The sequence below is a fragment of the Paractinoplanes atraurantiacus genome (assembly GCF_900215205.1).
Lineage (GTDB): Bacteria > Actinomycetota > Actinomycetes > Mycobacteriales > Micromonosporaceae > Actinoplanes > Actinoplanes atraurantiacus.
Genome location: NZ_OBDY01000049.1, coordinates 14,040 through 27,889 on the forward strand (window position 1 = coordinate 14,040; position 13,850 = coordinate 27,889).

A 13,850-nucleotide genomic window follows, 5' to 3' on the forward strand; every position below is an offset into this window, starting at 1 on the left:
CAGGCAGCCGGCCCGGCTCCTACTCGGGGTCCTCCACCTTGATGATGGGACCCTCGGCGTAGCCCATCATGTCGTAGCCGACCGGGCCCAGATCGGAGTCGAGGAACGTCGTGACGACGATCTTGTAGACGCCGGCCTGGATCGTGTTGCCCGGGTCGCCCTCGGGCAGCGTGAACGCGGGTACGGTCAGCTTGGCCTTGTACCTCTCGTCCTGGGTGAACAGCGGGCCGCGCACCGGCACGCGCACCTCGCCCAGGGAGACCTCGTCGCCGGGACCCTGCGACTCGGCGAAGGCCGTGACGACCCAGTCCTTCGTTCGGACGGACAGCGCCGTCAGCCACAGCGGCACGAGGTTGCCGAAGACGCGCCAGCGGACCTCGATGTCGAACGGCTTCGCGCGGTTGACGACGAGGTTGGACTTGCCGAGCGTGGGCCTCTCGGTGATGCCGACGATGCCGAGGAACTCGCCCTCGATGGCGGGGTCGGTCGGCCCGGCGGGTGGGATGTTGGGATCGAAGCGATCGGTCATGGCGATGCCCCCTTGCATCAGGAATAGATGCGAACGTAAGCCCACCTGGCCGCTACGGTCAGCCGGATCAGCGACACGATCCGTAACTATCGTCGACGTGGCGCCGTGTAGAAACCCGTCGGCAGTTCGGCCGCCAGGACCGCGTTGCGGCGGTTGCGGGCGCGCAGCCGCAACAGCATGCCGACGCCGAGGAAGACCATCAGCGCGCCGATGATGAGCCCGATGCCGAGCACGCTCGTGCTGCTCGACGCCGGCACCAGCGCGGCCGCCGACGGTTCGGGGTCCTCTGTGACGACGGCCTCGTCCTCGCCGGCGACCGGAGCCTGTTCGGTCGGCGAGGGTGACGGGGACGGCGAAGCGGACGGTGACGCGGAGGCGGCCACCGGGGTGACGACCTGCGCCGACGACCCGGTCGTGCTCAGCACCCGGCCGGTCGCGTCCAGCGCACGGGCCGTGAACGTGACCTCGCCGTCGTCGGGGCCGGTGAAGGCGACGGTCCACTGACCGGTCACCGTGCGGTCGCGGCACAGCTGGCCCGGGTCGAGACGCTCGTCGACGATCTGCGCCGCGTCGTTCTCGATCTGCGCCCGTACGCCGAAATCCTGGTTGTTCTCGACCCGGCCGACCCGGATCTGGTCGAGGCTGACGCCCTTCGTCTCGACGGTGAGTGCCCACCGCACCTTGAGGCAGCGCCGGCTCTCCCGTTCGGTCGAGACCACGGCCGTCAGCGTCTTCGCCGCCTTGCCGATGGTGAACGTCGCGGGCGCCTGGTCGAGCTTCACCGAGAAGCCGTCCACGTCGGCGCGCGCCGGCGTGGCGAAAAAGCCGATCGCGACCAGCGCGACGGCGCCGGATGCCGCCAGGTGTCGCATGCCGATCATCTCCTTCCGCACGGGCGTCGATACGCCCCGCGCGTAGGAGGGTTCGCAGGAGGGGGCCGAAAGGTTCACCGGGTGGGCCGGGTCACTCCGTACGGATAACTTAAATTTTTCTTAGGTCTTCGTTGCTTCGGCGTGTCTTCCCAGCTCAACGCCACTTTGCCAGATGTGACTGCAAAGTAGCCGACAAAATCGCCGCCCAGTGTTCATCCGAACCCGCGCCCCGCACGTAGATGGGGGATGGGCAGGGACCGGCGCGACACCGGCCGCTGCCCGAGACCAAGAGCACGGGGCACTCCCCACGGGTGCCGGCGTCCCACCGCCCACGGGACGTGACCGCTGCGGAGAACGAGGAGTCAATGGCCAAGACGAAGAACAAAGAGCGATCCGCCAATCGTGTGGCCGTCGATGTCGGAGCTACCGGTACGAAACCCGCCTCCCGGGGCGCGGTTCTCATACTCACCGTGAGCGTGCTCGCGGCGATCTGGGCGGTCGCGATGATGACCGCGCCGGGGCGCGTCGGCTACTACTACTTCTTCATCTACGCCGAGTTCTACATGGGCGTGGTGGCGCTGGTGTCGCTGTCCATCACGATCATGGTCGGCCTGGTCGCCACCGACCGGCTGGTGCTCTCGATCCGGCAACGGGTGCTGCTGCAATCGGCCCACCGCACCACCGGCGTGATCGCCGTGACCGCTCTCTTCGTCCACGTCTGGACCAAGGTCGTCGAGTCGCACATCAGCATCATCGACGCCTTCATCCCGTTCATGGCGGCGGGCAACAAGCTCTACGTCGGCCTCGGCACCATCTCCGGCTGGATCATGGTGCTGGTGATGTGGACCGGCATCGCCCGGTCGCGCTTCGTCGGCCACGGCAAGCCGTGGATGTGGCGCGCGATCCACGCGATCTCCTACCTGATGTGGCCGATCGCCCTGACGCACGGCCTCTCGGCCGGCCGCCCGGCGGCCACCTGGGTCGTCGTCAGCTACATCGTCTGCATCCTCGGCGTGCTCATCGGCCTGGCCGTGCGCCTGTCGGTCAGCCTCAACCGCAACAAGGACTTCGCCTCGCAGGCCGGCGCCGGCGGCCTGAAGCCGGTCGGCACGCTGGTGCCGACGAGCTCCCCGGCCATGAAGCGGCCGGGCCGCCGCGAGCGGGCGCCCGAGCCGGAGCCGCAGACGCTGGGCCCGGTCGCCGTGGTCGACACGTTCCGCCCGGTCACGCCGCCGCCCGCGCCGCCGGTGGAGGACCTGGTGGTCCCGGCCGCCCGCTTCGACGAGCCGACCGGGATGATGGCCCGCCCGGACTTCGAGGACGAGATGCCGCGGGGACGGCGCCGGGTCGAGGACGACATCGAGTACGACGAGCCGCTCGGCCGCCGCTACGCGGCCGAGGACACCGGCACCCGGATGCGCATGGAGGACACCGGCACCCGGATGCGCCGCCCCGACTACGAGGACACCGGCACCCGGATGCGGCGCGCGGACTACGAGGACACCGGCACGCGCATGCGCCGCGATGATCTCGAGGACACCGGCACCCGCATGCGGCGGGCCGAAAGGGACGACCGCGGCTACTACGACGAGCCGCCGGCGCCCCGGCAGCGCGGCCGCTACGCCGACGAGGACGACATGCCCCCGCCGCGCCGCTCCCGGCGCCAGGGCGACATGCCGCTGTCCGGCGGCCGCATCGATGACGACCGTGACTACGACGACGTGCCCCGGCAGCGTGGCCGGTACGCCGACGAGGAGCCGCCCGCCCGCCGGTCCCGGGGGCGGGGCGCCGATGTCGACCGGGCCGACTCCGGCCGGCACAGCCGCAGCGGCTTCGTCGAGTTCGCCGGCGACGACGAGACGCCGACCCTGGTCGACATGGCGTCCCGGCGCACCCGGCGCGGCGAGCGCGATGAGCAGGAACCCGTACGCGTCCAGGCGGGCCGGGGGGCCCGCCGCGACGGCCGCGGCCGGGCGGACGACGATGTGGCTGACGACGCGTACTGGTCGCAGCTGCGAGGGGAAGCGAATTGAGCGCGTCGCAGGTTCCGCCGGTCACCTCGATCGGCACGCCGCGGATCACCGCGGGTTTCGACGAGTACGGTCGTCTCGACCTGCTCGCCCACCAGGAGGTGCACGGCGGCTTCGCCGCGCTGTCCTCGGGCGAGCTGATCGGGCTGGCCGACCGGATCGAGCTGCGCGGTCGCGGCGGCGCGGGTTTCCCGTTCGCCCGCAAGGTCCGCGCGGTGCTCGACTCCTGCCGGCGGCAGGAACTGCCACCGGTGATCGTGGTCAACGCGACCGAGGGTGAGCCGCCGTCCTGGAAGGACAAGGCGATCCTGACCCGCGGCCCGCACCTGATCCTGGACGGCGCCGCCCTGGCCGCCGCCGCGCTGGACGCCGAGGAGATCGTCATCGGCATCGCCGACGACGGCATCGGGCAGGAGTCGCTCACCGCCGCCCTGGCCGAGCGGCGCATGCCGTGCCCGACCCGGATCGTCACCGTGCCGCACCGCTTCATCTCGGGTGAGGGCGGCGCGCTGGTCCGCGGCATCAACGGCGAGGCGCACATCCCGCCCGGCCGCAAGGTCCGCTCCAGCGACAACGGCGTGATGGGCCTGCCCACCCTGCTCTCCAACGCCGAGACGTACTCGCAGCTGGCGATCGCGGCCCGGCTCGGGCCGTGGGAGTACAACGCGGTCGGCATCCCGGAGGAGCCGGGCACGGTCATGCTGACCGTCGGCGGCGCGTCGTCGGCCCCGGCCGTGGTCGAGGCGCCCACCGGCACCCCGCTGATGGACGTGCTGAACATGTGCGGCGCCGACATCGGCCCGGGCCTGCTGGTCGGCGGCTACCACGGCAAGTGGATCACCGCCGAGGCCGCGAAGACGGTGACGATCTCGCGGAAGGGCTTCGCCGGCGTCGGCGGCACGCTCGGCGCGGGCATGCTCATCCCGATCGGCTCCAAGACCTGCCCGCTGGGCGAGGTCTCGCAGGTCGTGCAATATCTGGCCGGCGAGTCGGCCGGTCAGTGCGGCCCGTGCCGGCTGGGCCTGCCCGACCTGGCCCGCGCGGTCACGCTGGTCTCGCTCGGCGGCAACGCGGTCGAGAACGTGCGCCAGGCGGCCGGTGTGGTCAAGGGCCGAGGCGCGTGCAGCCACCCGGACGGCACGGCCCGGTTCGCACTGTCGGCGCTGGAGGTCTTCGCCAAGGACGTCGAGGCCCACACCAACGGTGAGGGTTGCGGCAAGCAGGTCCGCGGCATCCTGCCGCTGCCGTACACGGCCGAGCAGGGTGCCCGGAAGCTGGCCGTCGACTGGTCGCGCTGCGACGGTCACGGCCTCTGCTCGGCGGTCGCGCCCGAGATCATCCGGCTCGACTCGAACGGCTTCCCGGCCTTCCCGCAGACCCCGCTGCCGCCGTGGCTGGAGACGGGCGCCCGCAAGGCGGTAAACGTCTGCCCGGCGCTGGCCCTGCGGCTGACCGAGGCGACGAAGTGAGGCGGCGCGCCGTGCTGCTGGCGGCGGCTTCGGCCCTGCTCGCCACCGGGTGCGGCGCGCACGAGGAGACGACGGCGGCCTGGGATCCGCCGGACGCCGACGCCAAGGCGATTCCGGCCACGCTCTCCTTCTCGGGAAAGACCATCGAGGGCAAGCCGTACGACGGGAGCCTGCTGGCCGGTCTGCCCACGATCCTGTGGTTCTGGGCGCCCTGGTGCGCCACCTGCGCGAGCGAGGCGCAGAGCGTCCGCGATCTCGAGGAGCAGTACCGCGGGAAGATCAACTTCCTGGGCGTCGCGGGCATGGGCGACAACAAGGCCATGCGCGAGTTCGTCGACGACTTCGAGCTGCACACGGTCCCGCACCTCGACGACCAGGCCGGCGCGATCTGGAAGAAATTCAAGATCAACCAGCAGAGTTTGTACGTCGTACTGGACCAGAACGGCAAGGTCCGCAAGACCGGCTACATGGATGATCTCCAGCTGACCGCCGAGGTCAAGTCCCTGGCGGTGTGAGCGATGCTGCTGGCGCTGACCGCGGGAATGCTCGGCGCGGTCAACCCGTGCGGCTTCGCGCTGCTGCCGGCGTACCTCTCGGTGCTGATCGCGACCGGCGCCGAGCGGCCGGTCCGCCGGGCCCTGATGTGCAGCGCGGCCCTGACCGCGGGCTACGTTCTCGTCTTCGGCGCGTTCGGCCTGGTGCTGGCCCCGGTCGCCGGTGTGCTGCTGCCGCACCTGCCCTGGCTGACCGTGGTTCTGGGCCTGGCCCTGGCTGTTGTCGGCGGATGGCTGCTCGCCGGCCGCTCCCTGCCCGCACCGCGGGTCCGGTCGCCACTTCTGTCCGGATCGGTGGGCTCGACCCTCGTGTTCGGCATGGCGTACGCCGTGGCGTCGCTCGGCTGCGCGGTCGGTCCGTTCCTGGCGCTGGTCGTCTCGAGCCTGCGGGCCGGCTCGCTCGCTGAGGGTGTGCTGCTCTTCCTGGCGTACGGCCTGGGAATGGGTTTGATCGTCTCGGTGACCGCGGTGGCCGTGGCGCTGGCGCGCACCGGGCTGATCACGCGGACGCGCCGCCTGCTGGGCGTGGTGCCCCGGCTCGGCGGCGCGATCCTGATCGTCTCTGGTCTCTACGTGGCCTATTACGGCTGGTACGAGCTGCGGCTGGCCGGAAACCTCCGGCTGGCCGGCACCGATCCCGTGATCAACGCCGCCGGTGCGGTGCAGCGGTGGCTGAGTGATCTCGTAGCCGGCGCCGGCGTGGTGCCGTTCGCCGTCGCCCTCGTGCTGTTGTCAGGCAGCCGGGGGATACGGCGTCGCATAGGCGGGTTTCTCGGACGGCATCACGATCCACAGGATCGGGTAGACGAGGATCTGGCTGCCCGGGATGGCCAGCAGGACCACCACGAAGAGCAGGCGGGCCAGCCAGGCGTCGATGCCGAAGCGGCGGGCGAGTCCGGCGCACACGCCGCCAAGGATCCGGCCCTCCCGCGGACGGGTGAGGCCCTGACGGGACAGGCTGTCGTGCACGGCGTTCATTGATCTCTCACATTCCCCTCGAAGAGGTCGTCGATGTATCCATCGTCGGCCTTTTCTCGTCGGGCGGACATCCGGAAGTCCCCTGGGGCGACCCTGATCCACAACCCTGAGGGGTTGCTAGAGAAAGCTTTATAAAGCATTCTCTAGGATGTGAAGCTCGACGATCCCAAGAGCCTTCGGGCGTACGCGCATCCGCTGCGCCTCAAACTCATCGGCCTGCTCCGGTCCGAGGGGCCCAAGACGGCCACCCAGGCCGCCGCCGCGCTCGGCGACAACGTGCCGAACTGCTCGTTCCACCTGCGCCAGCTGGCCAAATACGGCTTCGCCGAGCGGGTGCCGGGCGCCGACGGGCGGGAGCGGCCCTGGCGGGCCACCGCGCCCGAGACGTCCTGGGACGACGACTCCGACGACCCGGACATGCGGGCGGCGGCCGACCAGCTCAACAGCGTGCTGCTCGGGTCGTACATCCAGCAGGCACAGAGCTACCTGGCCATCCGCGGCGACGAGCCGGCCGAGTGGCGCGCCGCGGCCGGCTTCGGCGACGCCCTGGTCCACGTCACGGCGGACGAGCTGCGCGAGCTCACCGAGCAGATGGAGGCGCTGTTCGAGCGCTTCGCCGACCGCTCGGCCGACCCGTCGGCGCGCCCGCCCGGCTCCCGGCTCATCCAGCTGATCCAGATGGCCGTCCCGCGCGAAACAGCGCCGAACTCATGACGGCGACCGAGAAGTCGATTCCAGCTGGAAAGTCGATTCCGGCCGGAGAGTCGATTCTGGCCGGAGAGTCGATTCCGGCCAGGAAATCGATTGCGGGCGGGCAGTCGATCGCGGCCGGGCAGTCGATCGCGGGCGGGGAGTCGCTTGCGGGCGGGGAGTCGATCGCGGGCGGGGAGTCGCTTGCGGGCGGGGAGTCGATCGCGGGCGGGGAGTCGCTCGCGGGCGGGCAGTCGATCGCGGGCGGGGAGTCGCTTGCGGGCGGGGAGTCGATCGCGGGCGGGGAGTCGATTCCGTCCGGGAAGTCGATTGCGGGCGGGAAGTCGATTGCGGGCGTGGAATCGACTTCGGCTGGGGAGTCGATTTGTGGGGGAGAATCGATTTCTGGCGGGGAATCGACTGCGGGCGGGGAATCGACTGCGGGCGGGGTGGCTGCGGGCGGGACCGTCGCGAGCGCGGAGCCTGCCGCTGGTGGGGGCTCGGGTGCGCGGGCCGCCGCCGGGTCGCGGGGGCTGCTGCGGGAGGCCGCTTTTCGGCGGTACTGGTCGGCGCAGACTGTGTCGCTCGTGGGGGACCAGATCACGATCATTGCGGTGCCGCTGGTGGCCGTGCTCGTGGTCGGGGCCGGGCCGGCCCAGATGGGCTTCCTGACCGCGGCCGCGCTGCTGCCCAACCTGTTCCTGTCGCTGCCGGCCGGGGCCTGGGTCGACCGGCGGCCCATCAAACGCCAGGTCATGATCGTGGCCGATCTGAGCCGGGCGGTGCTGCTGCTCGCCGTACCCCTGCTGTGGTGGGCCGATGCCCTCACCCTGCCCTTGCTGGCCGCCGTGGCCTTCGCGGTCGGCACGTTCTCGCTGCTCTTCGAGGTCGCGCACGCCAGCCTCTTCGCCTCGCTGGTCCGCCGCGAGGACTACGTCGACGCCAACACGCTGCTCAACGGCAGCCGGGCCGCCTCCTACGTGGTCGGGCCGTCGGCCGCCGGCGCCCTGGTGCAATGGCTCACCGCCCCGGTCGCCCTCCTGGTCGACGCGGCCAGCTATCTGTGGTCGGCCGCGTTCCTGCGCCGCGTCCAGGTTTCCGAGACTGCTTCGGCTCCCGCCGATAAGACCGGTATGACGGCTGGAGTCGGATTTGTCGCCCGATCGGCGGTGCTGCGGGCCGTGCTGCTCGGCGCCACCACGCTGAACCTGTTCAACTACATCTTCGCGGCCCTGTTCGTGCTCTACGTGACCACCTCGCTGCACATCGCACCGGGCACGCTCGGCCTCATCATCGGCATCGGCTCGATCGGCGGCCTGCTCGGCGCGGCCCTGGCCGGCCCGCTCAGCCGCCGCATCGGCATCGGCCCGGCCGTGATCGTGGGCTTCGTGCTCTTCCCGGCGCCGCTGATCCTGGTCCCGTGGGCCGAGGGGCCGCTCACCCTCGCCGCCCTGGTCACGGCCGAGTTCCTGGCCGCCGCCGGCGTCATGATCCTCGACATCGCCGTCGGCTCCGTGCAGACCGCCGCGACCCCGCCCACCATGCTGGCCGTCGTCTCCGGCCTCGAACGCACGGTCAACTACGGCATCCGGCCGATCGGCGCCCTGCTCGGCGGCGCGCTGGGCACGCTGATCGGCGTACGACCGGCCCTGTGGGTGGCGACCGTGGGCGCCCTGCTCGGCGTCCTGTGGGTCGTCTTCTCGCCGGTGCGCGGCCTGAAGGAGCTGCCCGAGGTCAGTCCTGCGTGACGTCGGCGACGATCACCGTGACGTTGTCGGGGGCGCCGTTCTCCAGCGTGCGGTGCACCAGCTCGGCCGCCGCCGTCTTGCGGTCGGCGTTGTCGAGCAGGGTCTGCCGGATCACCGCGTCCTCGACGTAGTCGCTCAGGCCGTCGCTGCACAGCAGGAAACGGTCACCCGCCTGCACCGGGATCATGCGGCCGGTGGGGCGGAACGGGCCGCCCTGCACCGCCTGGGTCACCAGCGCCCGCTGCGGGTGGCGGCGGGCGTCCTCGGCGCTGAGCACGCCCTGGTCGACCAGCGCCTGCACGTACGTGTCGTCGCGGGTGATCTGCTGCATCTCGCCGTCGCGGACCAGGTAGCAGCGGGAGTCGCCGACGTTGAGCGCGGCCACCCGGTCGCCGGACAGCATGATGGCGGTGACCGTCGTGCCCATGCCGTCGCGGGCGTCGTCGTCGGCGACCGCGGCCTCGATCCGGCCGTTGGCCGTCTGCAGGGCGGTCAGCAGATCCTGCAACGGCTCACCGTTGTCCGGACTGTCGTCGACGACGGCGAGGGCCTGCACGAGGATGTCGCTGGCCAACTCGCCGGCGGGGAGCCCACCCATGCCGTCGGCCACCACGAGGAGGCGGTTGCCCACGAAGACAGCGTCCTCGTTGTTGGACCGCACCAGACCCTGATCGGTGGCAGCGACCGCCCGGACTACAAGCGTCATGCCGATAAGACTGCCAAAGGCCGAAACGGATGTCTCTAGTACCTCCCACCAAGCCTGGATGACGATGGCCTAGTGTTGGATGATTTGCCCATCGCGTGGCGGTTCCTCCGCCGCTGTTGATGTCCCCCAGGAGCGGTACAGAGGGTGCGTCGTGCGGGGTGGCGAGACAGGCGATCCGGGCATCGGAGACAATCGTCGGCGTGACGACAGCGATCCATCAGCGCATTGCCTCCGAGCTCGGTGTCCGCGAGAGCCAGGTAACCGCGGCGGTCGAGCTCCTCGACGGCGGCGCCACCGTGCCGTTCATCGCCCGCTACCGCAAGGAGGTGACCGGCACCCTCGACGACACGCAGCTGCGCACGCTCGAGGAGCGGCTGGGCTACCTGCGGGAGCTGGAGGAGCGCCGTGCCGCCGTGCTCGAGTCGATCCGGCAGCAGGGCAAGCTCGACGACGCGCTGGAGCAGGCCATCCTCGCCGCCGACTCCAAGGCGCGGCTCGAGGACATCTACCTGCCGTACAAGCCGAAGCGCCGCACCAAGGCCCAGATCGCCCGCGAGGCCGGCCTGGAGCCGCTGGCCGACCAGCTGATCGGCGACCCGTCGCTCGACCCGCGGGCCACCGCGGCCGCCTTCGTCGACGCCGAGAAGGGTGTGGCCGACGAGAGCGCCGCCCTCGACGGCGCCCGGTCCATCCTGATCGAACGGTTCGCCGAGGACGCCGACCTCATCGGTGACCTGCGCGAGCGCATGTGGACCCGCGGCCGCCTGGTCGCCAAGGTGACCGAGGGCAAGCAGACCGAGGGCGCCAAGTTCAGCGACTACTTCGACTTCGCCGAGCCGTACGCCAAATTGCCCTCGCACCGGATCCTCGCGATGTTCCGCGGTGAGAAGGAGGGTGTGCTCGACCTGACGATGGAGCCCGAGCCGGAGGACGAGTCCACCTTCGAGCCGCGCATCGCCGCCCGCTTCGGCATCAGCGACCAGGGCCGCCCGGGCGACAAGTGGATGTCCGACACGGTCCGCTGGGCGTGGCGCACGCGCATCCTCATCCACCTCGGCGCTGACCTGCGCGTGCGGCTGTGGCAGGCGGCCGAGGACGAGGCCGTCCGGGTCTTCGCGGCCAACCTGCGCGACCTGCTGCTGGCGGCGCCGGCGGGCACGCGGTCGACGATGGGGCTCGACCCCGGATTCCGTACGGGCGTGAAGGTCGCCGTGGTCGACGGCACCGGCAAGGTGGTCGCCACCGACACGATCTACCCGCACGTGCCGCAGAACAAGTGGGACGAGTCGATCCACAGGCTGGCCGCCCTGGCCAGCAAGCACAACGTCGACCTGATCGCGATCGGCAACGGCACCGCCTCGCGCGAGACCGACAAGCTCGCGGCCGACCTGATCAAGCGGCACCCCGAGGCCAAGCTGACCAAGGTGATGGTCTCCGAGGCCGGCGCGTCGGTCTACTCGGCTTCCGCGTACGCGGCGTCGGAGCTGCCCGGCATGGACGTGTCGCTGCGCGGCGCGGTCTCCATCGCCCGCCGCCTCCAGGACCCGCTGGCCGAGCTCGTGAAGATCGACCCGCGCTCGATCGGCGTCGGGCAGTACCAGCACGATCTGTCCGAGGTGAAGCTGTCCCGCTCGCTCGACGCGGTCGTCGAGGACTGTGTGAACGCGGTCGGCGTCGACGTCAACACGGCCTCGGCGCCGCTGCTGACCCGCGTCTCCGGCATCGGCGCCACGCTGGCCGAGAACATCGTGATCCACCGCGACTCGAACGGCCCGTTCAAGAACCGCTCCGAGATCAAGAAGGTGCCGCGGCTCGGCCCGAAGGCGTTCGAGCAGTGCGCGGGCTTCCTGCGGATCCCCGACGGCGACGACCCGCTCGACTCGTCCAGCGTGCACCCCGAGTCGTACCCGGTGGTCCGCACGATCCTGTCGACCGTGGGCGCCGACCTCAAGAGCGTCATCGGCAACACCCAGGTGCTGCGCAAGGTCAAGCCGGAGCAGTTCGTCAGTGACAGCGTCGGCCTGCCGACGGTCACCGACATCCTCAAGGAGCTCGAGAAGCCCGGCCGCGACCCGCGTCCCGGCTTCACCACGGCCACCTTCGCCGAGGGCGTCGAGAAGATCGCCGACCTCAAGCCGGGCATGGTCCTCGAGGGCGTGGTGACCAACGTCGCCGCGTTCGGCGCGTTCGTCGACATCGGCGTCCACCAGGACGGTCTGGTGCACGTGTCGGCGCTGTCCAACACCTTCGTCAAAGACCCGCGCGAGGTCGTGAAGTCGGGCGACGTGGTCAAGGTGCGGGTGGTCGAGGTCGACGAGGTCCGCAAGCGGATCTCACTGACCATGCGCCTGACCGACGAGCCCGTCCGCAAGCCGCGCGACGACCGCGGCCCGCAGCAGGGCCAGCCGCGCCAGGGCCAGCCGCGTCAGCAGCGCCAGGGCGGTGGCGGCCAGCAGCGCCAGGGCGGCGGCCAGCAGCAGCGTCCCCGTCAGCAGGACCAGCGCAGCTTCAACGGCGGCGCGATGGCCGACGCCCTGCGCCGGGCCGGCCTGACTAAGGACTCGAAGTAATAGCGATGTGGTCGAAGGCCACCCGGAACGGGCCGTTCACCGGAGCGTCCCGGTCCGGGTAGACGCCGAGCAGCAGCCGCGCGCCCGCGATGTCGGGGTCGGCCAGGGGCGCCTGGCCGACCGTCTCGCCGTCGCGGGTGACCGTCACCGTGCCGTCGTCGACCCGCAACCCGAGCCGGGTGGCCGGCCCGTCGATCGGCAGCGGCCGGTCCAGCGGCATGGTGCGGGTGACGACCACGTCGGTGCCCTTGTGGGTGCCGACGTAGACGCTGTTCGCGCACGCCCGTACCAAATAACCTTTGTTGGCTCCGAAACGGAACCAGATCGCCGCGCACGAGTCCTCGCTGAGCAGCCGCACCCCGACCTCGGCGCTGATGTCGGCCGGCAACTGGTCTTGCGGGCCCGGGCATTTGTAGAGCCGCCGGCTGTCGACCCGCGCGACCAGCGAACCGCCGGTGAACTCGCAGGCCGAGTGCCCGTCCGGCTCGGTCTTGGCCAGCCAGTAGCGGGCGGTGGTCAGGTCGTCCTTGATGATCATCGGCTGGTCGGCCGGCGGCGGCGGTTCCGCCGACGTCTCCGCCGGCTCCCGCCCGAAGATCACCATCATCGCGCCGGCGATCACCGCCAGCACCAGGAACGCCACGGCGACCGGCATGAACCAGCGCCGCTTGGCCTCCGGCTCCTCCTCCACCGGGCCGGCCGCCGAGATCGGCACCGTGATGATCGAGTCTTCCTCGTAGCCCTTGGGCATCAGGCCGGTCACCGACTGCGCCTTGGCCGCGGCCACCCGCAGATCGGGCTGGTCGTCGAGCGCGGCCTTCGTCGCCGCGGGCCTCGTCGGCCCCGCCACCAGCAGATCAAGCAATTCGCGGGCGGTCGGCCGGTTCTTCGGGTCCTTCTCCAAGGTGTACGCGACCAGGTCGCGCAGAGGACCACTGAGGCCCTCCAGATCGGGCGGGCTGGTCAGGATGCGCCCGGCCGTGGCCGGCGGCGAGTCACCGCCGAACGGGGTCTTTCCGATTCCGGCGTACGCGACCACGCTGCCCCACGAGAACACGTCGGCCGCCGCCGTGATCGGCACGTCGGCGTCACCGAACCGCTCCGGCGCCATGTAGGCCACGGTGCCGACCATCTGCGACGCGGCCGTGTTGTCACTCGGCGCGCCCATGGCCCGCGCGATCCCGAAGTCGATCACCTTGGGGCTGCCCGGCGCGAGCAGCACGTTGCGCGGCTTCAGATCGCGGTGGATCACCCCGGCGCCGTGGATGGCGGTCAGCGCGGTCGCCACCCCGATCGCCACGCTGTGCAGGTTGGCCGCGGTCAGCGGGCCGCGCTCCTCGACCACCTCGGCCAGGGTCGGCCCGTCCACGTACTCGCAGACCAGATAGGGATGCTCGGCGTCCGGGTCGGCGTCGAGCACCTCGGCCGTGCAGAACGGCGGCACCTGCCGCACCCGGGCCACCTCGGAACGGAAGCGGCGCCGGAACTCGTCGTCGTGCGCCAGGTCGGCGCGCACCACCTTGACCGCCACCAGCACTCCCGCCGGTGACGTGGCCAGATAGACGGTGCCCATGCCACCCTCGCCGAGCCGGCCGACCAGCTCGTAGGAGCCCAGTCGCGCCGGGTCGCGAGGACGCAACGCCTCCGTATGCTCCCCAGGCATGTGAGCACTGTATAGGGCGCGGTCGCTGCGTTACCCGGCCG

Annotated in this window: 11 protein-coding genes and 1 pseudogene; 7 read left to right on the forward strand and 5 right to left on the reverse strand. The window is 71.1% G+C overall.

Translation table 11 applies throughout. From position 1 onward, the window contains the following. Positions 1 to 19: 19 nt before the first annotated feature. On the reverse strand, positions 20 to 529 hold the full coding sequence (locus CRP55_RS49400; protein ID WP_097329058.1) for a hypothetical protein: 510 nt from the start codon (positions 527 to 529) through the stop codon (positions 20 to 22). Between the two features lie 86 nt (positions 530 to 615). After that, positions 616 to 1,401: a hypothetical protein gene (locus CRP55_RS49405; RefSeq protein ID WP_143235518.1), complete on the reverse strand. Its 786-nt coding sequence runs from the start codon at positions 1,399 to 1,401 to the stop codon at positions 616 to 618. 470 nt (positions 1,402 to 1,871) lie between these two features. On the opposite strand from CRP55_RS49405, the gene CRP55_RS49410 reads away from it, so the two are divergent. The 4 genes and pseudogenes from CRP55_RS49410 to CRP55_RS49425 all read left to right on the forward strand — a co-directional run. Then, positions 1,872 to 3,434: a translation initiation factor III gene (locus tag CRP55_RS49410; RefSeq protein ID WP_245923982.1), complete on the forward strand. Its 1,563-nt coding sequence runs from the start codon at positions 1,872 to 1,874 to the stop codon at positions 3,432 to 3,434. After that, a complete protein-coding gene (locus tag CRP55_RS49415; protein ID WP_097329061.1) occupies positions 3,431 to 4,900 on the forward strand; it encodes an NADH-quinone oxidoreductase subunit NuoF family protein in 1,470 nt (489 codons plus the stop codon). Before CRP55_RS49410 ends, CRP55_RS49415 begins: the two co-directional genes overlap by 4 nt. Continuing rightward, positions 4,897 to 5,415, forward strand: coding sequence for a TlpA family protein disulfide reductase (locus CRP55_RS49420; RefSeq protein ID WP_097329062.1), 519 nt, complete (start codon positions 4,897 to 4,899; stop codon positions 5,413 to 5,415). The genes CRP55_RS49415 and CRP55_RS49420 overlap by 4 nt, the downstream gene beginning before the upstream one ends. Before the next feature lie 3 nt (positions 5,416 to 5,418). Beyond that, a pseudogene (locus CRP55_RS49425) lies at positions 5,419 to 6,279 on the forward strand (cytochrome c biogenesis CcdA family protein); the annotation flags it as partial. Here the strand turns inward: CRP55_RS49425 and CRP55_RS53745 are convergent. Continuing rightward, the gene (locus CRP55_RS53745; RefSeq protein ID WP_179855695.1) at positions 6,187 to 6,432 is read right to left on the reverse strand and encodes a PspC domain-containing protein; all 246 of its coding nucleotides are present in this window, start codon (positions 6,430 to 6,432) and stop codon (positions 6,187 to 6,189) included. The pseudogene CRP55_RS49425 and the gene CRP55_RS53745 sit on opposite strands and share 93 nt — an antisense overlap. A gap of 150 nt (positions 6,433 to 6,582) precedes the next feature. Between CRP55_RS53745 and CRP55_RS49430 the strand changes: the two genes are divergently transcribed. Then, positions 6,583 to 7,146 (forward strand): winged helix-turn-helix domain-containing protein, encoded by a 564-nt coding sequence (locus CRP55_RS49430; protein ID WP_097329064.1) that lies wholly within the window; start codon positions 6,583 to 6,585, stop codon positions 7,144 to 7,146. Positions 7,147 to 7,655: 509 nt separating this feature from the next. Beyond that, complete coding sequence (locus tag CRP55_RS49435) at positions 7,656 to 8,870, forward strand: MFS transporter (RefSeq protein WP_097329084.1); 1,215 nt, start codon at positions 7,656 to 7,658, stop codon at positions 8,868 to 8,870. Here CRP55_RS49435 and CRP55_RS49440 read toward each other — a convergent pair. Continuing rightward, a complete protein-coding gene (locus CRP55_RS49440; protein ID WP_097329065.1) occupies positions 8,857 to 9,576 on the reverse strand; it encodes a PP2C family protein-serine/threonine phosphatase in 720 nt (239 codons plus the stop codon). The two genes, CRP55_RS49435 and CRP55_RS49440, sit on opposite strands and share 14 nt — an antisense overlap. A gap of 200 nt (positions 9,577 to 9,776) precedes the next feature. Here CRP55_RS49440 and CRP55_RS49445 point away from each other — a divergent pair, with 200 nt between their 5' ends. Then, positions 9,777 to 12,146, forward strand: a complete 2,370-nt coding sequence (locus tag CRP55_RS49445) for a Tex family protein (protein WP_245923986.1) — start codon at positions 9,777 to 9,779, stop codon at positions 12,144 to 12,146. Here the strand turns inward: CRP55_RS49445 and CRP55_RS49450 are convergent. Then, positions 12,130 to 13,809, reverse strand: a complete 1,680-nt coding sequence (locus CRP55_RS49450; RefSeq protein WP_097329066.1) for a serine/threonine protein kinase — start codon at positions 13,807 to 13,809, stop codon at positions 12,130 to 12,132. The genes CRP55_RS49445 and CRP55_RS49450 overlap by 17 nt on opposite strands. Positions 13,810 to 13,850: the final 41 nt, after the last annotated feature.

What these genes read in the sequence shown, in the direction of transcription:
- CRP55_RS49400 (WP_097329058.1), bottom strand. Translation starts at nt 529, where the DNA reads ATGACCGATCGCTTCGATCCCAACATCCCACCCGCCGGGCCGACCGAC.
- CRP55_RS49405 (WP_143235518.1), bottom strand. Translation starts at nt 1,401, where the DNA reads ATGCGACACCTGGCGGCATCCGGCGCCGTCGCGCTGGTCGCGATCGGC.
- CRP55_RS53745 (WP_179855695.1), bottom strand. Translation starts at nt 6,432, where the DNA reads ATGAACGCCGTGCACGACAGCCTGTCCCGTCAGGGCCTCACCCGTCCG.
- CRP55_RS49440 (WP_097329065.1), bottom strand. Translation starts at nt 9,576, where the DNA reads ATGACGCTTGTAGTCCGGGCGGTCGCTGCCACCGATCAGGGTCTGGTG.
- CRP55_RS49450 (WP_097329066.1), bottom strand. Translation starts at nt 13,809, where the DNA reads ATGCCTGGGGAGCATACGGAGGCGTTGCGTCCTCGCGACCCGGCGCGA.